Below are 21,409 nucleotides of genomic sequence, written 5' to 3' on the forward strand. Positions count from 1 at the left end.
GATTCTAAAACATATTGCAACAAGAATGCGTCTAGAATGCGATTACAGTGAGAGCGGTCATGAAAACGTCATCGAATGACGACGTGACCCGGGCGGCTGGAGAATGCGATCCTCGAGGAACGTGGGAGTTCCCCGTGCGCCGAACACAAATTCTGTTGTCGGCGAAGGCCTGGTCTCGTCGCGGGACCAGATAGTCCGGACGATATCTGAACGCCTGCAGGGGCAGGCCCGCGGGCCCTGGAGCGGGCCTCGCGGGTGACCAGAATGCGAGGGTTACGCGATGCGGTAGGCGGAGGCCAGGTCGCGCACGCGCGAGGCGATGTCCGCGACTTCCTGGCTGGCGGTCGCGGTCTGGCGCGAGCCATTGGCGGTGTCGCCGGTGATGTCGTTGATCGCGTAGATGTTGCGGTTGATCTCCTCGGCCACGGCGTTCTGTTCTTCCGCGGCGCTGGCGATCTGCGTGGTCATGTCACTGATCCGGCCGACGGCCTGGACGATGGATTCCAGCGCCTGGCCGGCGCGTTCGGCGTCGTTGCTGGTGGCCTCGGCCATTTCGCGCCCGCGGCCCATCGCGGTGACGGCGTCGCGGGTGCCGGCCTGCAGCGCCTCGATCATCGACTGGATATCGGCGGTGGAGTCCTGGGTGCGCGAGGCGAGGGTGCGGACCTCGTCCGCCACCACGGCAAAGCCACGGCCCTGCTCGCCGGCGCGGGCGGCCTCGATCGCCGCGTTCAGGGCCAGCAGGTTGGTCTGCTCGGCGATCCCGCGGATCACGTCCAGCACGGTGCCGATCTGCTGGCCCTTCTCGTCCAGTTTGCGCACGGTCTCCTCGATGGTGGCGACCTCGCCCGACAGACGCCCGATGTCGCTGACGACGGTGCGCACGACTTCGCCGCCCGCGCGGGATTCCTGGTCGGCTTCCTGGCTGGAGGAGGCGGCATCGGAGGCGTTGCGCGCGACCTCCTGAACCGTCGCCGCCATCTCGTTCATCGCGGTCGAGACCTGCTCGGTCTGCGAACGCTGCTGGTCAATGTTGCCGTCGGTCTGCGCGCTGACCGCGGACAACTGCTCGGCGGCCGAGGCCATCTGGTCGGTCAGGGTGCGCAGCTCGCGGATGGAGTCCTGGAACTGGTCGAGCATGCTGTTCAGGGCGGTCGCGGTCGCGCCGATCTCGTCGTCCGCACCGACATTCACCCGGCGCGACAGGTCATGGTTGCCGGCGATCCCCTCCAGCGTCTCGCGCATGTGCGCGATGGGGAGCGCTACCGAGCGATAGGTCCACACCCCGGTAATCACGACCCCGATCAGGACCAGCAGCATCAGGGCGCCGCTGCGCACCAGCACCTGGGTGTAGAACTCCGATACCCGTTCGGCTTCCGCGCCGGCGACCTCGATCTGCAGGTCGACCAGCTCGGTGATCTGGTCGCTGATCGGGTCGATGCTGTCGTACAGCGGGCCGTTGAAGGCATCGAGCTCGCCCTGCACATTGCCCGACATCCCGCCCAGCGCCGCCTCCAGGCGATCCAGGTCCGCGTTCGCCGCGCGGAACAGGGAGCGGGCGCCATCGGCGAGTTCCTGTTCCCGGGGCGTCAGCGTCGTGGCCAGGTAGACCTCCCAGATCGTGGCGATCTCCGTGCGCGCTTCGCGCACGTCGGCCAGGGCCTCTTCCGCGGTCATGCGCCCGGCATCGGCCTTGTTCACGGCATCGATGACCAGCACCGCGTAGTTGTCCGCGATGGTCTTCAACTGCTGCAGGGGCACGACCCGGTCGTGGTAGATGTTCTGCACGCCTTCTTCGATATTGGCCGTGCCGCGGGCGGCCAGGGCCGCCAGCAGCAGGAGCGCGGCCACGGGTACCACGATGGTGATGACCAGCTTGGATCGAACGGAAAGCGAGCGGAGGTTCGTGGGCGGGTCCTTGTGGTACCTGGTGTGCAGAAGCCCGACGCATCGGACAGGGAATACTGTAAACGGCCTGGCGGGAAAATCCTTGAGGCACATCAACCGTGGCGGGGCCGATCGGCAGGGTGCGGCCGGCGCCGGATCCTCGTGTCGGGCACGCGTTCAATTGTCCGGAGCGCGGGCGGTCGCTACCGTGGGAGTGACCGGCATGGAACCCGGTGTCGAGGTGATGGCCACAGGAAAGATGGAACGCAAAGGAGCGCCCATGGCAGATGAAGCAACGACCCCGCAGCTGGAGATCAGCGTCAACGCGGCCCGCGAGCTGGTGGATATTGGTCTGGCGGTGCTGCTGGATATCCGTCAGCCCTTCGAGCTGGAACTGGAGGGCGAGGTGGAAGGGGCGGTCCCGGTGCCCCTGTTCCGCCTGAAGCAGCTACTGGGTCGGGGCCTGTCGGAGGAAGAGCAGGAGCTGCTGGACGCGGACGAGCCGGATGATCGCGACTTCCAGCACTTCATCTCCCTGATTAACCGGCATCACGTCACCCAGGACCAGATCCTGCTGTGTCTTTGTAACAGCGGTCGCCGCAGCCTGCGCGCCGCCGAGCTGCTGCGGGACCTGGGGTATACCCGCTGCCTTTCGGTTCGCGAAGGCTTTCGCGAGTGGCCCCGCGACGCCGCTACCGAATAAGGCGCGTACTCGCCTCCCTGCCTCGTTGCTGGCAATGCGCCGGCTCTCGGCGCATTGCGCAAAGGCTTGTCTTTCTGCCCGCTCGTTGGAACGAGCCCGGGGCGTCAAGCCCGGATGGCAGGGATCGGCTGGCCTCAGTGACCGTGTGTCTCGTGCGCGTCCACCGGTTCTTCGAATGCGATGAACAGGATGCAGTCCTCGTCCGAGATGCAGTGGGTGGTGTGTGCCAGGCGCGGCGGGCCATAGGCGTAGGTCCCGGGCTGAAGCACCACCGGTTCCTGGCCGTCATAGTCCACCTGCATCTCGCCCTGAACCAGCACCATGCGTTCGGCGCTGGTGTGCCAGTGATGGGGCGCAGTGCTGTTGCCGGGCAGCAGGAAGAACACATCGGCGTTGGGCTCGGCCGGGTCGCCCTGGAGGACGGCCAGGCGGCAGTCGTCGGGCATGAAGGCCGGGCAGGGGTTCCATTCGAGATCGGGGGCGTCCGGCGCCCAGATAAAGGCCTGGCCTTCGTCGGCCGCCAGGCTCGCCAAGGGGGCGGCCAGTGCGAGCGCGGCGGCAGCCGTGGCCAGGTGGCGAAGCGCTCCCGTGGGGCGGATCGAGTGGTCGTACATGAGGCACCTCCTGGGGTCCATGGCTTGGCCGGCCGCGGGCCGTGCGTAGCCTTTTCTCTGTCATGGGCCCCGCCACAGGGATGCGTGCGCGCGGCCTTTATCCAGGATTCTGGCTTGGCCCGGTCGGGGTGGCTTCCACAATCTTGCGGCGGGGGAGCGGATGTTGCGGTTACCGGGTCGCGCTGCGTCGGCCGAGGGTGACGGTCGCCTTCGCGGGCCGGCTCCGTCATCGCGAGGCGTGCAACGCCGTGGCGATCGCTGACGGGATGGCCGGGCGCTGATCGAGGCGGACGTCCGGGGCGGCGTTTGGAGATGGCCACGGCCCCTGTGGGGCCTCGCCATGACGGGGCAGGGGGCGAGCTGGTTGGCCTCTGCTTGCTGCGCTTCGGCTGCCCGCGCTGGTGGTCTAGCGCGAGGTCTCGGCCTTGCGCGCCTCGGCCTCGCTGCGTTGCTCCGGGGTGAGCTGTTGGTGGACGTAGTCGCGGGCCTCCGCGGCCGGCTTGTGGCCCTGATCGGCGGCGCGCGCGAACCAGACCCAGGCGCCGGGCAGGTCGGCCTCCACGCCACGGCCCTCGGCGAGCACGATGCCCATATTGTACTGGGCCGGGGCCAGCCCCTGCCGCGCCGAGGCCAGGTACCAGGCGGCCGCGGCCGACTCGTCCTGAGTCACCCCAAGCCCTCGTTCCAGGAGGACGCCCAGGTTCGCCTGGGCCTGGGGATGGCCGGCTTCGGCCGCGGCGCGATACCAGTGGGCCGCAGCCGTCAGGTCTTCCTGCGTGCCGTTGCCGTCGCGGCAGAGGTTCCCCAGGCGGGCAGCGGCGTCCGGGTCCCCGGCCTCGGCGGCTTGCCGATACCAGTGGGCGGCCCCGGTCATGTCCGTCGCGACGCCGTCGCCCTGTTCCAGGGCCAGGGCGAGGTTGAAGGCCGCGTCGCGGTGTCCCGCCTCGGCGGCCCGGGCGTAGTACTCGGCTGCCGCAGCCCGGTCGCGCGCGCACCCGCTGCCTTGCTGGTGCGCGACGCCGAGACTGTTCAGGGCGTCGGGGTCGCCGTGCTCCGCGGCGCGTTTCCACCACTGGATCGCCTCTTTGGCGGCCGCTTCACCGCCCCGGTTCAGCAGCAGCACTGCCAGATTGTTCTGCGCCACCACGTGCCCGGCCTCGGCCGCGCGGCCATACCAGTGTCGCGCCGTATCCGTATCCGCCGGGTCCGCCTTCTCGGCCATCACGCCCATGTTGAAGCTGGCATCGATCAGCCCCTGCTCCGCGGCCTGTGACCAGTACTCGCGCGCACGCCCCGCGTCCGCCTCCACCCCCAGTCCCTCGGCATAGAGGATGCCCATACCCAGCTGCGCCCAGGCCCATCCGGCCTCCGCGCGGGCCTCCCAGATCTCCCGGGCCGCCTGGTAGTCGCCCCGTTCGAAAGCGGCAAAACCGTCCTGGTCGGCGCCGCTCGGGCCTTTTGGGTTCGCGGGGTTGTCGGGCTGGGTAGACGCGTTCATGAAAGCAGCACTCGGTGGGGGACACCGCCCGAGGATACAACCCCGGAAGCCCATCGCAAGGCTTACGCAGGACCATCCGTCAGGTTGGCCGTAAAAGTCCTTGGCGGCCCATTTTTAGCCCAAAAATGGCTGTTTAAGGCCGTATGAGGCGCTTGGTGTGGCTCTTACCGCACTATGTTCAGTGGTTTACCGAGGTCCGACCCCGTAACGCCCGTAACGCCCGCACGAATCAGTGTATTCCTCACAGCCCAGGGTAGCCGTCGAAATCGAGACGGAAGATGGGTGTCCCCTTAGCTTGCCCGCTACGCGGCTGGCTGCCCGTTTTCTCTGTGCCCATCGAACCGCATCTTTTGCACGGCGTCCAGCTTCACGCTCTTCCGTGCGCACCAGAGGTCGTGCTGGTCCTGCATGGCCAGCCAGCTTTCCGGCGAACGGCCGAGCGTTTTGGAAAGACGCAGTGCCATCTCGGGGCTGACTCCGCTTCGTCCGTGCAGGACGCGCCCCAGGGTGGAAGGCGACACATCGAGCTTGCTGGCAAGCTGGCGGGCACTCAGTCCAAACGGCTCCAGGTAGACCTCGCGAATGAACTCGCCCGGGTGCGGAGGGTTGTGCATGGTCATCAGTGGTAATCCTCGTAGTCCAGGATATGGACATTCCCGTCATGGAATTCGAAGGTCAGGCGCCAGTTGCCGCTGACCCGGATGCTCCAGCGATCCTGTGCGGTGCCCTTGAGTCGGTGCAGGTGGAACCCGGGGATATCCATGTCTTCGATCGTGGACGCGGTATCCAGGGCGGCCAGTTGCATCCTCAGACGTCCTGCATGTCGAGGTTGGATGCCACTAACGCTGCCCGACTCGTAGAAGCGGCGCAGTCCCTTGTGCCGAAACGACTTGATCATGTCTTGAGTGTAGCGGATTGCGCAATACGCAACACCTGGCGCACGAACCCAGCATCGAAGAAAGTGGGTGTCCACTACTCGAGGAGCCCCTGGAGCCATCTTCGGCCAGCACCTGCTACGGTCTGATCACGCCGGACTACGGCGTCAGCATCGCCGCCGTGTACCAGTACCAAGACGGCGCCCAGGCGGCCGTCGAAGGCTCCGGTGACGTCAGTCCGCTGGGCCAGTCCTCGACCTTCCGCCGCCAGGAGGCCGAACACACCCGCGCCTGGTACGCCGGCATCACTCAGGACATTTGGGGCTAGGCCCCGGCCTTCTCCCTGCCACTTCGATCGGCGCCTCCGGGCGCCGAGTTCGTTTCCGGGCAGGTCCGAAGAAAGTGGGTGTCCCGTACTAATGCAGTGGTACGGAGGCAAAAGGCAAGGTTTGACCCCCGGAGGCAAATGCAGTGGTACGGAGGCAAAAGGCAAGGTTTGACCCCCGGAGGCAGGTTTGACCCCCGTGACCTGTCTCCGTGACCTGTGCGAGTGCTTCGTGCAATACGGATGCAGTGGGATCAGATCTGCCACTTGACCGGCGCCCGAGGATCGGGCTCGTAAGCGAAATAGGTGCCGGTACGTACCGTCCGCTCGAGGTGCTCGCCGAGCGTTGCATGGTGCTGGGCGATTCGATCGAGGGCATAACGCAGCGACCGGGTTGCACTGGTTCGTGCGCGCTCTACGCCATCGCCCACCGTTCGGGCGCGGTCGTTCAGGCCCACGCCGCGGCGCAGTTCGTCGATCAGAAATTCGCGGTCGGCGCGTGCCAATTCTGCCCGGTGAAGGTCGTTGTTGGCCTCGGCCTCTTCGATATCCGCTTCCGTCTCGGCGAGTCGTTGCCGATAAGCTTCGCGCGCTTTCGAGTCGAAGACCTCCAGCCCCGCCTGGGCATCGATGTGCAGATCTTCCGCAGGGGGCTCGACTGGTAGCGCCCCGCGTTCGGCAGAGACCAGGTCGAGGACGTGGAATTCGCGACCGGGTTCTGCCAGCAGGCGCTCCAGATAGCGCATGCCCTTGAGGTCCTTAAGGCGCACGGTGGTGCCGGCGTACGTCACCGTTCGCATGTCCGCCTCCCGGCTGAAGATGCAGCGTTCGGGCTCGGGTTTTATACCCGCAGGCTCCTCTGGCACCCGTTCGCGTGCGAGTTCGGCCCAGGGAGTGGCGTTGAGGTCCCGGAATGCGCTACAGGCGGCCTCGAACTCCTGCTCTGCTGCCCCGCGGTCGCCTGCTGCGCGATAGGCTTCGGCAAGTTCGATGCGCAGGGTTGCTGCATCAAAGGGCATTCGCAGCGAGACCCATTCGGTAACGGCGCTACTCAAAAGCTGGATCGCTTCTGCGGTTTGCCCTTCGTGGAGCGCCAGACGCCCCCGGGCCGCGACGGCCGCGTTGCGCAGTGTGTGGCTTTGATAGGCCTCCGCGGTGGTCTCCAGATCGGCTGCGGCGGCGCGCGCCACATCCACACGCCCGGCGGCCAGTGCGATCACCACCTCGGCATCGCGCAAGGGGGCCCGCCGCAGGGCGCCGGTAGGCGGGCGCTCTTTCGAGGGTATGTCGAAAGGATGTTCGAGTGCGTTCTCGATCATCGAGAAGGCTTCCTCGATACGCCCCTGGGCCAGCCGCAGCCACGCAAGCCCCGGCTGGGGAAGCCAGGCGTTCTGGTAGGCAGCCATGAACGCCTCTTCGGCACCGGCGAAATCGCCCTTGCGCAGGCGCGCGTTGCCCAGTTCAGTGAGAGGCCAGCCGTACTCGCGGCGCATCCAGGGCCGCAGCTCCTCGCACGCCAGCAAAGCCTCCTGCTCGGCTGCATCGCAGGGTCCCCGCAGGCGCATGATCTCCGCCTGGTGGACTCGGCAACGCCCGCCAAGCCCCCCGAACGCCGCGCCCTGACGCCAGCGTTCCATGGCTTCGGTCCACTGTTCGGCACGGTCGTGTTGCCCGATCCATTGCATCGCACAGATGACCTCGCACCACATCTGTCCGGAGGTCAGGGGATCGAGATTGCCGGCGCTCAGCTCAACGGCCACATCGTCCAGCGCACTCAGCCCTTCGTCGACCGCGCCATCATGAATGCGGACCCTGGCGTGGGCTACCTGTCCGATGATTGCCGGTGCCTTCAGGCCGTGCCTGTGCCCTCCTTCCATCGCCTTTCGCGCCCAGTGCCCGGTCCCCGGCATGTCGCCACACATCAGACGTTCGTAGGTTCTTACTGCTGCGATCCACGCCCGGACCGGGTTGTCCGGTGCCTCCGCCACCAGGCGTTCGGCCCGAGACAGCCAGGCGCGCACGGGCGCCATCAGGCCCGAATCCATCATCAGATACATGCCCACGTTTACGGCGGCCTGGGCCGCCTCGCAGGGCTCATCGTTCTCGAGATGAAGGCGGTACATGTCGCCATACGCGGCCAGAGTCCCTTCCAGGTCTCCGTCTCCATATGCCGCCATGGCCTGGAGTTCCAGCAGCTCCGCCGAAGGTGGCATGTTGAGTTTGTCAATCAGCCCGCGCGCCCGACCAAAGTCCCCGGCGTCGAGGGCCGTGCGTACCTGTATCAGATCTGGATCCGCCATCTCTCACTTCTCCTTGTCCGTACCGTCACAAGAAATGTCACGCCTTCCATGTGGATGCTCGATGCATCTGTTCCGCTTAACCAAAGCATAGGGAGTGGTTGTCATGTCCGAAACCGAAACGCTTTACGACCGGCTTGGTGGCCAGGCCGGAATCGACAAGCTCGTAAACCGCATTGTCGAGCTTCACCTCCAGAATCAGACCGTGGGCCCTCGATACTGGGCGCTCGACGATGATCAGGTCGCCCACGCCCGGGAAAAGGTCAAGGAGTTCCTCGCGGCCGGCTCGGGCGGCCCGGTGGAATACACCGGGCGGTCCATGCTGGAGACGCATACCGGCATGAACGTCAGCGTGGACGAATTCGTGGCGGTACTTGACGACATCGTGCAGGCCATGCACGAGATGGATTATCCGCGTTCGGTCTGCGACGAAGTCCTCGGTATTTCCTACTCCTTGAAGGAGGAGATCGTCCACCAGTAGGCCAACCCCGGGCGTCCCTTCTCGCCCGACGCAAAAATGGAAACGGGGCCGGGTCTCTCGTTGTTTCCGGCCCCTTTCTCCTCCACCGCCCTCATGCACCGATACCGCTACCCCTTCGTATCGGTTGGCACAATCCGTCTCCAGCCGGGGATCCGTGATCCCGTATCTGACCGTAGATTACGGACCTAGTCGAGGAAACCGCCGGACAGCGCGAGTGCCGGGCCAGAGCCCGACGTATCAACCGCGGAGCCGCGTTAGCTCCGGCATCACTGTTTGCCCCGAGGTTCCGCGACCGAGGCCGTTGACTCCGGCCGGTGTGGCCCGGGACGAAGCGCGCCCGGCTTCATTCATCAGTCGAGGAGAGCGACGGATTTGACGAGGGCGTGGGTGCGGGTACCAGGCTGGAGGCGGAGGCGTTCGGTGGAGAGGCGGGTGAGTTCGGCCATCAGGGTCTGCCCATCGTCCTGCCGGCACACTGCGAGTACGCGGGCGGGCCCGTGGTGCCCGGGCGCCTCTTCCAGCGACTCGATGGTGACGGGGATGATGTTGAGGATGGAGACGTCCTGGGGTGGAGTCAGGGCGATGGAGACGTCGCGGGCGTCGATGCGCAGGCGGGCCGGGCGGCCGGCGCCGTTGGTGGCACCCGGGGTGGACGGTACGCGGTAGCGCGCTTCGGGTGGGCCGAAGGGGTGCAGGCCGTGGGCGTCGGCCGGGTCCAGTTCGCCTTGCAGGACGGAGACGGCGCCTTCGTCGCGGAAGAGGGGGGAGTCGGCGCGGGCGAGGGCTTCGCGCAGGGGTTCCAGGCGTTCGAGCTGGCCGTCGTGCATGAAGGCGACGCGGGTGGCGAGGCGTTCGACCTCGTCCGGGGCGTGGGTGACGAGCAGGCTGGGGATGCCGGTCTCTTCGGCCAGGCGGGCGAGGAAGGGCATGATCTCGCGCTTGGTCTGGGTGTCGAGGGCGTTCAGGGGTTCGTCGAGCAGCAGCAGGTCGGGGCTGGTGAGCAGGGCGCGGCCGAGGGCGACGCGCTGGCGCTGGCCGCCGGAGAGCTGGTCGGCGCGGCGCCCCAGCAGCTCGGTGATGCCGAGTAGGTCTGCTACTTCTTCCAGGTGCAGGCGGCGCAGGGGCTCCGGGGTGCGTTTGTAACCATAGAGCAGGTTGCCGCGTACGGAGAGGTGCGGGAGCAGGGTGGATTCCTGGAACACCAGGCCGACGCGGCGGCGGTGCAGCGGGACGAAGGTCTTGCCGGACTGCCAGGCGGTGTCGCCGAAGTGCACCTCGGCGCCGGGCGGATGTTCCAGGCCGGCGATGATGCGCAGCAGCGTGGTCTTGCCGCAGCCGGAGCGGCCGAACAGGGCGGTTACGCCCTCCAGCGGGAAGGCCGTGTCCACGTCCAGCGCGAAGCCGGAGCGTTCCAGACGCGCCTTGATGCGCAGGGATTCGCTCGTGGGTCGGGTCACAGGCGCACCGTGTCGAAGCGGCGGTTGATGGCATAGACCACGAACAGCACCACGAAGGCGAAGATCAGCAGGCCCAGCGACAATCGGTGGGCGGAGGCGAAGTCCATCGCCTCGGCGTGGTCGTAGATCAGGATGGACAGCACCTGGGTCTCGCCGGGGATGGCGCCGCCGAGCATCAGGATCACGCCGAACTCGCCGAGGGTGTGGGCGAAGGCGAGCGTGGCGGCGACGATGAAACCGCCGCGGGTCATCGGCAGGATCACGGTCACGAAGCGGTCGATGCGCCCGGCGCCGAGCGAGCCGGCGATCTCGGTTGGCCGGCGGCCGAGGTTGGCGAAGGCCTGTTGCAGTGGCTGCACGGCGAAAGGCAGGGAGTAGATCACCGAGGCGATCAGGATGCCCTGGAAGGTGAAGGCCAGGTGGTTGAGGCCCCAGCTCTCCAGTGTGCTGCCGACTGGGCCGGCGGGGCCCAGCAGGACCAGTAGATAGAAGCCGAGCACGGTGGGGGGCAGCACCAGCGGCAGGGCGACCAGTGCCTGCACCGCGGTGCGTACGCCGCCGGGGGCACGGCCATTGGCCAGCCACCAGGCAATGGGCGTGGCGATCACCAGCAGGATCAGCGTGGTGTACAGCGCGAGCTTGAGGGTAACCTCGATCGCCATCCAGTCCGTGGGGCTCAGTTCGAACATGTGGGGTTACTGGGCGGCGTCGTCGGGCAGCTCTTCGCCGGGCATCACGAAGCCGTAGCGGCGCATGATGTCGCGGGCGGTGTCGCCGTTCATGTATTCGGCGAAGCGGTGGGCCATCTCGTTGTGTTCGCCGCGCCGGGTGATCACGAAGCCCTGGGTGAGGGGTTCGTGCAGGGCGTCGTCGATCAGGTAGTGCGGGTGTTCGGCGAGGTCCGGAAACTCGGCCAGCGACAGGGCGATGATGCCGATCTCCGCACCGCCGGCCTGGATCATGCGCGCGGTCTGGGCGATGTTGTCGCCGTTGACGATCTTCGGCTGCAGGTCGTCCCAGACGCCCACGGACTGGAGCGCCTCCATCGCGCGCACGCCGTAGGGCGCGTGGGTGGGCGAGGCGATGGCGACGCGGCGGATGTCGTCGCGCAGCAGGTCTTCCAGCGTCATCGTGGAGGCATCCATGCGGTTGCTCCACAGCACGATGCGGCCGATGGCGTAGACCTCCGGTTCGGTGGCCGCGTGGCCCTCGGCACGCAGCTTCTGCGGGTAGGCGATGTCGGCGGAGAAGAACACGTCGTAGGGGGCGCCGTTCATGATCTGCGTGGTCATGCGGCCGGAGGAGCCGTAGGTGACGCGCACCGCGTCCTCCGGGTGCGCTTCGCGGTAGGCGTCCAGGATCTCGTCCAGGGCGAAGCGCAGGTCCGAGGCGGCGGCGATGGTCAGCGGGCCGTTGGCGGCGGCCAGGCTGGGCAGCAGGAGGAGCAGGGTCAGGAGGAGGGCGCGCAGGTGCATGTTGGGGGTGGTTCCCTGTGGGTGCGGGTTGCGGTTGGGTCGTGTGGTTCCGTTGGGCGATTACTCGCTACGCTCGCCCTTCGGGCGGGCCTTCGGCCGTTCAACGCAGCTTCGCTGCTTTTGTACTTCGTCGCGGTGCTCCTCGCAGTGACGGTGAGGCTGGGGATATGCGGTTCGTTATATTTCAGTTTGCATATCGACTGGCGCAATGATGCGGGGCCGGGGGAGGGCCGTCAAGGCTCGGGCGGTGGTTACTGGCCGTCGGCGAGGAAGTCGGCGAAGGCGTGCAGCTCGTCGCGCAGGGCCTCGCAGGCCTTGCGCTCCATGTCGCGGTAGCGTGCCAGCACGGTCCCGCCGAATTCGGTCACCTGTGCGCCCCCGCCGCCGGAGCCGCCCTTGGCGGTGGTGATCACGGGTTCGCGGAAGCTCTGGTTCATGGTCTCGACCAGATCCCAGGCGCGGCGATACGACATCCCCACACTGCGGGCAGCCGCCGAGATCGAACCCTTGTCGCGGATCGCCTCCAGCAGCATGGCCTTCCCCGGCCCCATGGCCGTGACCTCGCCCAGCAGCACACGCAGGCGCGGGGCTTGGGGTTGGTCCTTGTGGTCGTCGGAATGGTGGGAGCTCATGCGTCAGCTGGCCTGGGTTTGCGTGCAGGGGTGCGGGGAAGGGGTGTGGTTACGAAATGATACCCCCGAATCGTAGGAGGCCAGCCCCCTGGCCGATGAGGGCCGATCCGGCGCCCTATCGGCCAGGGGGCTGGCCTCCTACGGGGACATTGAGGGCCGGGGTGCGATACCCCGGCCTCCGGCTCAGGCCTTGCCCTGGAGCTGCGGGATGACGGCCTCGTTCTCCAGTGTGGAGGTGTCGGAGGTGATCTCCTCGCCCTTGGCGATGGAGCGCAGCAGGCGGCGCATGATCTTGCCGGAGCGGGTCTTGGGCAGGCCGTCGGCAAAGCGGATGTCGTCCGGCTTGGCGATCGGACCGATCTGGTCGGCGACCCAGTTGCGCAGCTCCTTGATCATCTCGTCGGCGTCGTCGCCGGTCAGGCGATCGCCCTGCAGGATCACGAAGGCCACGATGGCCTCGCCCTTCACGTCGTGCGGGCGGCCGACCACGGCGGCCTCGGCCACCGCCTTGTGCGCGACCAGGGCGGATTCGACCTCCATGGTGCCCATGCGGTGGCCGGAGACGTTCAGCACGTCGTCGATGCGGCCCATGATCCAGAAGTTGCCTTCGGCGTCACGCCGGGCGGAGTCGCCGGCCAGGTAGTACTTGCCGCCGAACTTGGGCCAGTAGGTGTCCTTGTAGCGCTGGTCATCGCCCCAGACGGTGCGCAGCATGTGTGGCCACGGCTTCTTGATGACCAGGTAGCCGCCCTGGTCGGCGCCGAGGCTCTTGCCGTCCTCGTCCACCACGTCGGCAGCGATGCCGGGCAGGGCCTGGGTGCAGGAGCCGGGGACCAGCGTGGTCGCGCCCGGGATCGGCGCGATCATGTGCCCCCCGGTCTCGGTCTGCCACCAGGTGTCGACGATGGGGCAGCGTTCCTGGCCGACGCTGGTGTAGTACCACATCCAGGCCTCGGGGTTGATCGGCTCGCCGACCGTGCCCAGCAGGCGCAGTTTGGACAGGTCGTACTGTTTCGGCAGGTCCGGACCGGCCTTCATCAGCGCGCGGATCGCGGTGGGGGCGGTGTAGAACACGGTCACGCCGTGCTCCTGGCACATCTTCCACCAGCGCCCCGCGTCGGGGATGGTCGGCGTGCCTTCGTAGACGACCTGGGTGGCACCCACGGCGAGCGGGCCGTAGGCGACGTAGGTGTGGCCGGTGATCCAGCCGACATCCGCGGTGCACCAGTAGACATCGTCGCCCTGCAGGTCGAACACCCACTGGTTGGTGACGATCGCGCCCAGCAGGTAGCCGGCGCTGGAGTGCTGGATGCCCTTGGGCTTGCCGGTGGAGCCGGAGGTGTAGAGCAGGAACAGCGGATGCTCGGATTCCACCCACTCGGGCTCGCAGTCGACGGATTCGCCGTCCACCGCGTCCTCCCACCAGATGTCGCGGCCTTCGTGCATGGTCACGTCGTTGCCGGCGCGCTTGCACACCACGACCTTCTCGACGTCGCCGCCGTTGGAATCGAGCGCCTTGTCGACATTGGCCTTGAGCCCGACGACCTTGCCGCCGCGCTCGCCGCCATCGGCGGTGATGACCACCTTGGCGCCGGAATCCACCACGCGGTCACGCAGCGCGTCCGCGGAGAAGCCGCCGAACACCACCGAATGGATCGCGCCGATGCGGGCGCAGGCCTGCATGGCGATCACGGCCTCGGCGTTCATCGGCATGTAGATGATGACGCGGTCGCCCTTCTCCACGCCCATGCCCTTGAGGGCATTGGCCAGCTTGCCGACCTCGTTGTAGAGATCGCGGTAGGTCAGGTGGCGGGTGTCGCCGTTCTCCGCCTCGAAGATCAGGGCGGTCTTGTTGCCGCGCACCTCGAGATGGCGGTCGATGCAGTTGTAGGAGACGTTCATGCGCCCGTCGGCGAACCACTGGTAGTGCGGCGCGTTGGACTCGTCCAGGCCCTGGGTGAACTCGGTCTGCCAGTCGATCTGTTCGCGCGCGAGATCGCACCAGAAGCCCTCGTAGTCGGCCTCGGCCTTCTGGTGCAGGGCCTCCAGGTCGGCCGGCTTCAGGCGGGCGTTTGCGGTGAACTCCGCCGGCGGCGCGAAGTGGCGCGTCTCGGTGAGGGTGGACTCGATGTTGTCACTCATCAGGGCCTCCAGATCGATTTCTTGTTTGGGGGCGGGAGTGGCCTGGGGCCAGCCCCGTCAGGGTTTCCATGGTGGGTGCGAGGATAGCATGCGAACCGGGTGCTGGCCGCGCCTACCAGAGCCATGCGGGGCGGAACAGCACGCGCCCGAGCGGCAGCTTGCCGTCCGGCGATTGCCGGCTCAGCAGGGCGGCGAACAGTTCGCCCGCGGCGATGGCGTCGAACAGCGCGTCGTGCGCGCGGTAGGCCGGCAGGTTGTAGCGCGCGCGCAGGGTGTGCAGGCGCAGCCCGTGCGCGGGGATCGGCTGGCCCGCGCGGCGCAGGGCCGTCTCCGCCAGGCGCAGGGTGTCCACGATCGCCAGTGGCGGGCGCACGCCGTACAGCCGCTGGCAGGCCTGTTCCAGGAAACCGATCTCCAGCGCCGCATGGTGCGCCACCATGACGCGTCCGGCGAGGGCCTCGAACAGGGCATCCAGCGCCGCGTCCAGCGGGACGCCTTCGGCGGCGCGCTGATCGGTGATGCGGTGGATCACCGCGCTGGCCTCCGGCACCGGGCCCTCGGCGCGCACCAGGCGCTGGTCCGCGGTTGCCAGGTCGATGCGGGCGCCGTCCATCGCCACCCAGCCGATGCTGAGGATGCGGTCGTGCTCCGGATCCAGCCCGGTGGTCTCCAGGTCGACCGCGAGGAAGCGGCTGGCCGCGACGGCCTGGCCGGCGCGCGGCAGGGGGGTCTCCAGGGACGTACGCAGCGGGCCCGGCCGGGCCCGGCGCGCGGCGCGCCGGCGGGCCCGGCAGAAACGCCAGTGCCCGGGCGGTCGGCGCCAGTCGGGATGGTTGAGCGGGCAGACCATCAGCGGACGGGGGCCGGGCCGGGCATAGTCGAGCGGCTCATCCGTGGACGCGCTCGGCGTTCGCGAGCGCCGCCTTGCGGGCGTCGCTGACCAGGCGGAAGGCCGTCTTCAGGTGGCTGCGCTCCAGCGTGGACAGCTCGGCCGGGTCCAGCGCGTTGTCCGGGGGCTGGCCGTTGCGGATCTGGTTCGCCTGGTGGCGGGCGCGCAGCTCGGCGATGTAGCGCCAGGCATCGATCAGGTTGTCGGCCGTAGTGTCGCTGATCACACCGGCGCGGGCGGCGGCGCGCAGGCGCTCCACGGTGCTGCGCGCCTCGCTGCCGGCATGCAGGGCGAAGACCCGTGCCATGGCCACGATCGGGAGCAGGCCGCGCCTCTTCAGGTCCAGGGTGTCCGCGTGCTCGCCGCTGTCCTCCAGCACGAACTGCCGGAAGAACCCCAGCGGCGTGGGAAGATCACGGGCCTGATCGGCCAGGGCGCTCAGCAGGGCCTCGTGGCGCGCCCCGGTTTCCAGGGCCTGCTGGCGCAGGGGCTCGAACAGCGTGGCGTCCCCGTGGATCACGCGCATGTCGAGGTAGTGGGTGGCCAGCATCGCATCGCGCGCGGCGGGGTGATGCAGCACGCGTTCCATCTCGCGGGCCCAGTCGGCGGCGGGGCGGCGCCAGTCCGGGTGGGTGGGGTCGACATCGCCGGGGCAGGCGCGGATGCCGCAGGCATCAAGGCCGGCGGTGACCTGGCGGGCCAGCGCCTCGAACCAGGCGCCAGCGCCCTCCGGCGCGTCGTCGGCCAGGATGAGCGCGGTGTCCTGGTCGGTGAACACGGTCTGTTCGTGGCGGCCCTGGCTGCCGCTGGCCAGCCAGGCATACGCGCAGGGGGGCGATCCCCGGTCACGCTCGCAGAGCTCGATCAGGCGCTGGGTCAGGGTGTCGATCACAGTGGTGATGGTCTGCGTGAGCTGCACCGCATCCGCGCCGGAGTCCACCAGCTGGGCCTGCAGCCGGGGCAGGGCCTGCATCACGGCCTTCAGGCCTTCGAGATCGTCGGCGCGGCGCAGGTCGCGCACCAGGTAGACGGCGCTGGTGCCCTGATGGCGGATCAGGTCGGTGCTGGAGAGCATGCCGGCCAGGGCCCCGTCCGCCTCGTGGACGACGGGAAGATGGTGGATGTCGTGGCGGGCCATGCGCAGCAGGGCCTCGAAGGCGGGCGTGTCGCGCTGGACGGTGGTCAGCGGGCCGACCATCGACTCGGCCACGGGTTGCCCGGGGTCGATGCCCTTGGCGATGGCGCGACGCAGGTCGGTGTCGGTCAGGATGCCTTCGGGGGCGCCCGGCCGGTCCGGGGCGTGCAGCAGCAGGGCGGAGACGTCGGCGTGGTCCATCAGGCGCGCGGCCTCGCGCAGGCTCAGGGTGCTCGGTGCCAGCACCGGGTTCGGCGTCATCAGCGCGCGGACTGGTGTGGTCAGCAGCCGGTTGTCGTCCCCGTGGCCGTGGGGCGCCCCCCCGGCGGCCAGGGGGCGCGGCGCGTCGTCGGCGAGGAACTGGGCGATGGCGCCGTCGCGGGCGGCCAGTTGCCGGGCGCGCTCCAGAGGCAGGTGGTAGATCAGGGCATCCTCGGTCACGGGGCCGAGCGGGGTCTGCGGTGACGCGGCGATATGCACCAGATCGCCTTCGCCCAGGCGGTCCAGCAGGGTGTCCCGGGCGTCGCGGATCTCCAGGGTGCCGGTGCGCACGATCCACAGGCCGGGCTCGGCGTCCGGTGGGAAGCGGCTGCCCTCGCGCAGGTAGCGCAGGGTGAGCTGACGCACGATCGCATCCCGGCTGGCCGCCGGCAGGGGGGCCAGGTCCGGGCAGCGATCGAGAAACTCGCGGATCTCTTCGAGTTCGCCGTTCATGCGCGGGTCCGTGTGGAGACAACCCCGGGGAGATGCCGGGGCATGGATGCGTTGGGGTTCAGGACGTGGGGCAACCGGCAAGCGACCGGGTTCGGGTCGATTGCCGCTTGTCCCGCGGGACATGTGCCAGATAAAAGGGGCCGACCCGGTGCACCCGAGCCGACCCCGTCGTTACTTCTGAAACTCCATCCAGTCATGGTGACGGGAGCCCCGCCATGCCGATGCTGCCAGGCATGACGGGGCCGACCATCAGCTTTCGGTACGCGGTACGCGCACGCTTTCGACCAGGTCCTGGATGTCCTTCGGCGGTTCCTTGGTCATCTTCATCACAATGTAGGCGGTGATGAAGTTGAAGGCCGCGCCGATGGCGCCGAAGCCGGTCGGGTTCACACCCAGCAGCCAGCCGTCCGGATTGTCCGGGAGCATGGCGGTGCCGGAGAAGAAGAACCAGCCCTTGTACGTGAAGATGTACAGCAGGGTGGTCCCGAGACCGACCAGCATGCCGGCGATCGCGCCTTCCTTGTTCATCTTCTTCATGAAGATGCCCATCATCAGGGTCGGGAACAGCGAGGCCGCGGCCAGACCGAAGGCCAGTGCCACCACCTCGGCCGCGAAGCCGGGTGGATTAAGCCCCAGATACCCCGCGAACAGGATGGCAACCGCCATGGCGATACGTCCTGCCATCAGCTCGTTCTTCTCGCTGATCCTGGGCATGAATACGCCTTTCAGCAAGTCGTGCGAGATTGCCGACGATATGGCGAGCAGGAGCCCCGCCGCGGTCGACAGTGCGGCAGCGATACCGCCCGCTGCGACCAGTGCGATCACCCAGCCCGGAAGCCCGGCGATCTCGGGGTTGGCCAGCACCATGATGTCGCGGTCGAGGGTCACGATCTCGGAGCCTTCCCAGCCGTATTCCTCTTCCGCCATCGCGGCGAACTCTTCGTTGGCGTCGTTGTAGTACTGGATCACGCCGTCGTCGTTCTTGTCCTCGAACGCCAGCAGACCGGTCTGCTCCCAGCGCTCCATCCAGGCCGGTTTGTCCGCGTGGGCCAGGTGGCCTTCCTCGGTGCCGATCTCGCCCGGATGCACGGTGTTGACCAGGTTCCAGATGGCCATCGCACCGACCGCCGGGGCGGTGGTGTAGAGGATGCCGATGAACACCAGCGCCCAGCCGGCGGACTTGCGGGCATCCCGCACACGCGGCACGGTGAAGAAGCGGATGATCACGTGCGGCAGACCCGCGGTACCGATCATCAGCGCCAGGGTCAGCAGGAACATGTTCATCAGGCTCATGCCGCCCACTTCGGTGTAGGCGTGGAAGCCCAGATCCACCATCGTCTGGTCCAGCGCATCCAGCAGGTAGGTATCGGAACCCTGCAGGGTGGAGCCGAGGCCCAGCTGCGGCAGCGGGTTGCCGGTCAGGGTGATGGCGATGAAGATCGCCGGCACCGTGTAGGCAAAGATCATGATCACGTACTGCGCGATCTGGGTGTAGGTGATGCCCTTCATCCCGCCGAGCACGGCGTAGATGAACACCACCGCCATCCCGGCGAACAGCCCGGTGGCCAGCGGCACCTCCAGGATGTTGGAGAAGGCGATCCCGACCCCGCGCATCTGCCCGATCACGTAGGTGACGGACATCACGATCAGGGAGATCACCGCGATGATGCGCGCGGCCTTCGAGTAGAAGCGGTCACCGATGAATTCCGGCACCGTGAACTTCCCGAACTTGCGCAGGTACGGGGCCAGCAGCAGCGCCATCAGCACGTAGCCACCGGTCCAGCCCATCAGGTAGGCGCCCCCGGTGAAGCCGAGGAATGCGATCAGGCCGGCCATGGAGATGAACGATGCGGCGGACATCCAGTCCGCGGCCGTGGCCATGCCGTTGGCGATCGGGTTGATGCCGCGCCCGGCGACGTAGAACTCGCTGGTCGAACCGGCACGCGCCCAGATGGCGATGCCGATGTACAGGGCGAAGGTCGCCCCGACCACGAGCAGGCTTAGAGTCTGTTGATCCATGACAGGCTTACTCCTCGTGGACGTTGAACTTGCGATCCAGCACGTTCATGCGCCAGGCATAAACGAAGATCAGGATGATGAAGGTGTAGATCGACCCCTGTTGTGCGAACCAGAAGCCCAGCGGATAGCCCCCCAGCTGGATCGCGTTCAGGGGCTGGGCCACCAGGATGCCCAGCACGAACGACACCAGGAACCAGATGGCCAGGCAGATGCCCAGCAGGCGCAGGTGCGCCCGCCAGTACGCCTGCCGGCTCAGGTCTTCTTGTGACATGACGATGCTCCTCTCGTAAGGTTTTGTTGTTTGCCGTGATCCTTCACAGCTGGTACTGCACCTCAAGCTGTCCCTGCAGCTTGCGGGCCTGCCGGAAACTCTCCTTGAGCACCCGTCCCTCCAGGGCGCCCAGTTCTTCCGGCCGGATTCGGTTGTCGTCTTCGCGCCCCTCGCGCAGGGCCTTCTGCTGTGCGCGCAGGCGCAGCATCTGCAGGTAGCGCAGCGCCGCGTGGTAGTCGCGGGCATCGGTTTCGCGCATCACGTCCGCGGTGACCGCCTGGTCCAGTCGGTCGTGGGTGCGCGTCGCCGGCAGCTCGGCGGCCAGCGCGATGACGCGCGCGGCGTCGACGAAGGGTGTGAGCCCCTGCTTCTTGATGTCGATGCCCTCGGCCCCGCTCTTGATCTCGCCGAACAGGCCCAGCGGCGGCCGGAACATCTGCTGGTTGGCCGCCATCTGACGGCGGAACCGGCTGTTGAACGCGGTCTTCTGCAGCAGCCGGGTGCGCAGGGCCTCGACCGGGCCGGCATCGCCGTCCACCGCGCGCAGGTCGAAGAAGATCGTGCTCTTGAGCAGGTGCTCCGGGGTGCCCTGCTCGATCCAGCGGGTAAAGCGTTGATCCCACTCCGGGCCGCTCAGGCAGCACTCCGGATTGCCGGCCATGATGTTGCCGGGGCACAGGGTGAAGCCGCATTCCGCCAGGGCCTGGTTCACGGCCTTCGCGTAGGGCAGCAGGCGCTCGCGGATGGCGTCCGCATCACCGGCCTCGGCATCGAACAGGATGCCGTTGTCCTGGTCGGTGACCAGGGCCTGTTCCTCGCGGGCCTGGGAGCCAAACGCCAGCCAGGTGAAGTCGATGCCCTCGATGCTCGGGTGTTCGCCGCGCAGCAACGCCAGCACGCGGCGGGTGGCGTGCTCGTTGAGGCGGGTGATCAGACGCAGGACCTGATCCGCCTCCGCGCCCTGGCCGACTACCGCCTCGATCAGGCGCGGAACCTGACGCAGGCGCTCGGCAATGGTCGCCACCGAGTCCGCGCGGCGGATCTCGCGGACCAGGCCATCCAGGGTCAGCGGCTGGCTGGTCAGCAGGTCGCGCTCGCCCAGCACCCCGACCAGGCGTCCGTCACGCACCACGCACAGGTGGGTCATGCCGTACTCCGTCATTGCCTCGATGCCCTCGAACCCGGGGGCGTCTTCGGCCAGGGCAACCGGGTCCGGCGTCATCACGGCGGCGATCGGCGTATCCAGGTCCACATCCGCGAGCGCCACGCGCGCCAGCAGGTCGTGCAGGGTGAAGATCCCCACTGGTCGCTGTTCCGCGTCGACCGCGACGATGGAGCCCACGCGTTCGTCGCGCATCGAGGCGAGGACGTCGCGCAGGCGCGATTCCGGGCGGCAGGTGACGGGCTCGCGCGCAATGCGCAGCGCCAGGGGCGTGTTGAGCTGACCGGCGGACCCGCCGTCGCGGGCGGACAGGGTGTCCAGGCCCTGCTGCAGGCGGTCCAGGAGATTGGCCAGGCGGCGGGTGCAGAAGTCGTTGAAGACCTTCGAGCGTGCCCGCAGGCGGTCGAAGTCCTCCAGGTTCAGTTCCAGGCAGACGGTGTCCTCGGCCGCGCGGTGCACGGTGTGCACGGCGCGTCGCCCCAGCAGGGCACCAATCGGGAAGCATTCGCCGGGGATCAGCTCCCAGGCCTTGCCGGAGAGCTGTTCGTCTTCGCTGGGGGTCTCGCCCCGGATGCGGCCCTGGCGAATGATGTGGAAACGCTGTGCGGGGCCGGCCTCGGGGTCGGTGATGCGGGCTCCCCGGGCATAGAAGCGGCTCTCCAGCCGTGGAAGCAGGAATTCCAGCGCGTCCGCCTCGAGCTGGTCGAACGGGGCGTGGGCGCCGAGGAACTCCCGGGTGCTGTCGAGCGCGTCAGACATGGCGTGGGCGGCATCCCCAAGGTGATCGTGTTCACGTTTCGGGGATTCACTGCAAATAGCGCGCCAATCTTGCT

Annotated in this window: 18 protein-coding genes and 1 pseudogene; 3 read left to right on the top strand and 16 right to left on the bottom strand. The window is 67.8% G+C overall.

Annotated features, from left to right (window positions below; genetic code table 11):
- Positions 1 to 273 precede the first annotated feature (273 nt).
- Positions 274 to 1,938 (bottom strand): methyl-accepting chemotaxis protein, encoded by a 1,665-nt coding sequence (locus tag D106_RS0105930; RefSeq protein ID WP_051077453.1) that lies wholly within the window; start codon positions 1,936 to 1,938, stop codon positions 274 to 276.
- Positions 1,939 to 2,167: 229 nt separating this feature from the next.
- On the opposite strand from D106_RS0105930, the gene D106_RS0105935 reads away from it, so the two are divergent.
- Positions 2,168 to 2,590: a rhodanese-like domain-containing protein gene (locus tag D106_RS0105935; protein WP_018879511.1), complete on the top strand. Its 423-nt coding sequence runs from the start codon at positions 2,168 to 2,170 to the stop codon at positions 2,588 to 2,590.
- A 134-nt stretch (positions 2,591 to 2,724) separates the two neighbouring features.
- Here the strand turns inward: D106_RS0105935 and D106_RS0105940 are convergent, their stop codons facing one another.
- The 4 genes from D106_RS0105940 to D106_RS0105955 all read right to left on the bottom strand — a co-directional run bounded on the left by D106_RS0105940 (position 2,725) and on the right by D106_RS0105955 (position 5,600).
- Positions 2,725 to 3,204 (bottom strand): cupin domain-containing protein, encoded by a 480-nt coding sequence (locus D106_RS0105940; protein WP_018879512.1) that lies wholly within the window; start codon positions 3,202 to 3,204, stop codon positions 2,725 to 2,727.
- A 406-nt stretch (positions 3,205 to 3,610) separates the two neighbouring features.
- Positions 3,611 to 4,702: a tetratricopeptide repeat protein gene (locus tag D106_RS0105945; protein ID WP_018879513.1), complete on the bottom strand. Its 1,092-nt coding sequence runs from the start codon at positions 4,700 to 4,702 to the stop codon at positions 3,611 to 3,613.
- 302 nt (positions 4,703 to 5,004) lie between these two features.
- Positions 5,005 to 5,322 carry a HigA family addiction module antitoxin gene (locus tag D106_RS0105950; RefSeq protein WP_017940334.1) on the bottom strand — a complete coding sequence of 106 codons (318 nt, stop codon included), beginning with the start codon at positions 5,320 to 5,322 and terminating at the stop codon, positions 5,005 to 5,007.
- Positions 5,322 to 5,600, bottom strand: a complete 279-nt coding sequence (locus D106_RS0105955) for a type II toxin-antitoxin system RelE/ParE family toxin (protein WP_026142854.1) — start codon at positions 5,598 to 5,600, stop codon at positions 5,322 to 5,324. Before D106_RS0105955 ends, D106_RS0105950 begins: the two co-directional genes overlap by 1 nt.
- Before the next feature lie 80 nt (positions 5,601 to 5,680).
- Here D106_RS0105955 and D106_RS0105960 point away from each other — a divergent pair.
- Positions 5,681 to 5,905, top strand: a pseudogene (locus D106_RS0105960) (FCSD flavin-binding domain-containing protein); the annotation flags it as partial.
- 251 nt (positions 5,906 to 6,156) lie between these two features.
- Here the strand turns inward: D106_RS0105960 and D106_RS0105965 are convergent.
- A complete protein-coding gene (locus tag D106_RS0105965; protein WP_018879514.1) occupies positions 6,157 to 8,202 on the bottom strand; it encodes a hypothetical protein in 2,046 nt (681 codons plus the stop codon).
- A 103-nt stretch (positions 8,203 to 8,305) separates the two neighbouring features.
- Here D106_RS0105965 and D106_RS0105970 point away from each other — a divergent pair, with 103 nt between their 5' ends.
- Complete coding sequence (locus D106_RS0105970) at positions 8,306 to 8,680, top strand: group 1 truncated hemoglobin (RefSeq protein ID WP_018879515.1); 375 nt, start codon at positions 8,306 to 8,308, stop codon at positions 8,678 to 8,680.
- 350 nt (positions 8,681 to 9,030) lie between these two features.
- Here the strand turns inward: D106_RS0105970 and modC are convergent, their stop codons facing one another.
- The 10 genes from modC to D106_RS0106020 form a co-directional block, all read right to left on the bottom strand.
- On the bottom strand, positions 9,031 to 10,137 hold the full coding sequence (modC, locus tag D106_RS0105975) for a molybdenum ABC transporter ATP-binding protein (protein ID WP_018879516.1): 1,107 nt from the start codon (positions 10,135 to 10,137) through the stop codon (positions 9,031 to 9,033).
- Positions 10,134 to 10,826: a molybdate ABC transporter permease subunit gene (modB, locus tag D106_RS0105980; RefSeq protein WP_018866536.1), complete on the bottom strand. Its 693-nt coding sequence runs from the start codon at positions 10,824 to 10,826 to the stop codon at positions 10,134 to 10,136. The genes modC and modB overlap by 4 nt, the downstream gene beginning before the upstream one ends.
- Positions 10,827 to 10,832: 6 nt before the next feature.
- Positions 10,833 to 11,612: a molybdate ABC transporter substrate-binding protein gene (gene modA, locus D106_RS0105985; protein WP_018866537.1), complete on the bottom strand. Its 780-nt coding sequence runs from the start codon at positions 11,610 to 11,612 to the stop codon at positions 10,833 to 10,835.
- Between the two features lie 251 nt (positions 11,613 to 11,863).
- A complete protein-coding gene (locus tag D106_RS0105990; protein ID WP_018879517.1) occupies positions 11,864 to 12,244 on the bottom strand; it encodes a winged helix-turn-helix domain-containing protein in 381 nt (126 codons plus the stop codon).
- A gap of 183 nt (positions 12,245 to 12,427) precedes the next feature.
- Positions 12,428 to 14,386, bottom strand: a complete 1,959-nt coding sequence (gene acs / locus D106_RS0105995) for an acetate--CoA ligase (protein ID WP_018879518.1) — start codon at positions 14,384 to 14,386, stop codon at positions 12,428 to 12,430.
- A 112-nt stretch (positions 14,387 to 14,498) separates the two neighbouring features.
- Positions 14,499 to 15,110 carry a 3'-5' exonuclease gene (locus D106_RS0106000; protein WP_026279221.1) on the bottom strand — a complete coding sequence of 204 codons (612 nt, stop codon included), beginning with the start codon at positions 15,108 to 15,110 and terminating at the stop codon, positions 14,499 to 14,501.
- Positions 15,111 to 15,273: 163 nt separating this feature from the next.
- Entirely contained in the window at positions 15,274 to 17,124 is a 1,851-nt protein-coding gene (locus D106_RS0106005) for a putative nucleotidyltransferase substrate binding domain-containing protein (RefSeq protein ID WP_018879520.1), read from the bottom strand.
- Positions 17,125 to 17,373: 249 nt separating this feature from the next.
- Positions 17,374 to 19,143, bottom strand: coding sequence for a sodium:solute symporter family protein (locus D106_RS0106010; protein WP_018866542.1), 1,770 nt, complete (start codon positions 19,141 to 19,143; stop codon positions 17,374 to 17,376).
- 7 nt (positions 19,144 to 19,150) lie between these two features.
- Positions 19,151 to 19,414 carry a DUF4212 domain-containing protein gene (locus D106_RS0106015; RefSeq protein WP_017940517.1) on the bottom strand — a complete coding sequence of 88 codons (264 nt, stop codon included), beginning with the start codon at positions 19,412 to 19,414 and terminating at the stop codon, positions 19,151 to 19,153.
- Between the two features lie 43 nt (positions 19,415 to 19,457).
- Entirely contained in the window at positions 19,458 to 21,335 is a 1,878-nt protein-coding gene (locus tag D106_RS0106020; protein WP_018879521.1) for a DUF294 nucleotidyltransferase-like domain-containing protein, read from the bottom strand.
- Positions 21,336 to 21,409 lie beyond the last annotated feature (74 nt).

Source organism: Thioalkalivibrio sp. ALE9 (assembly GCF_000377445.1).
GTDB lineage: Bacteria > Pseudomonadota > Gammaproteobacteria > Ectothiorhodospirales > Ectothiorhodospiraceae > Thioalkalivibrio.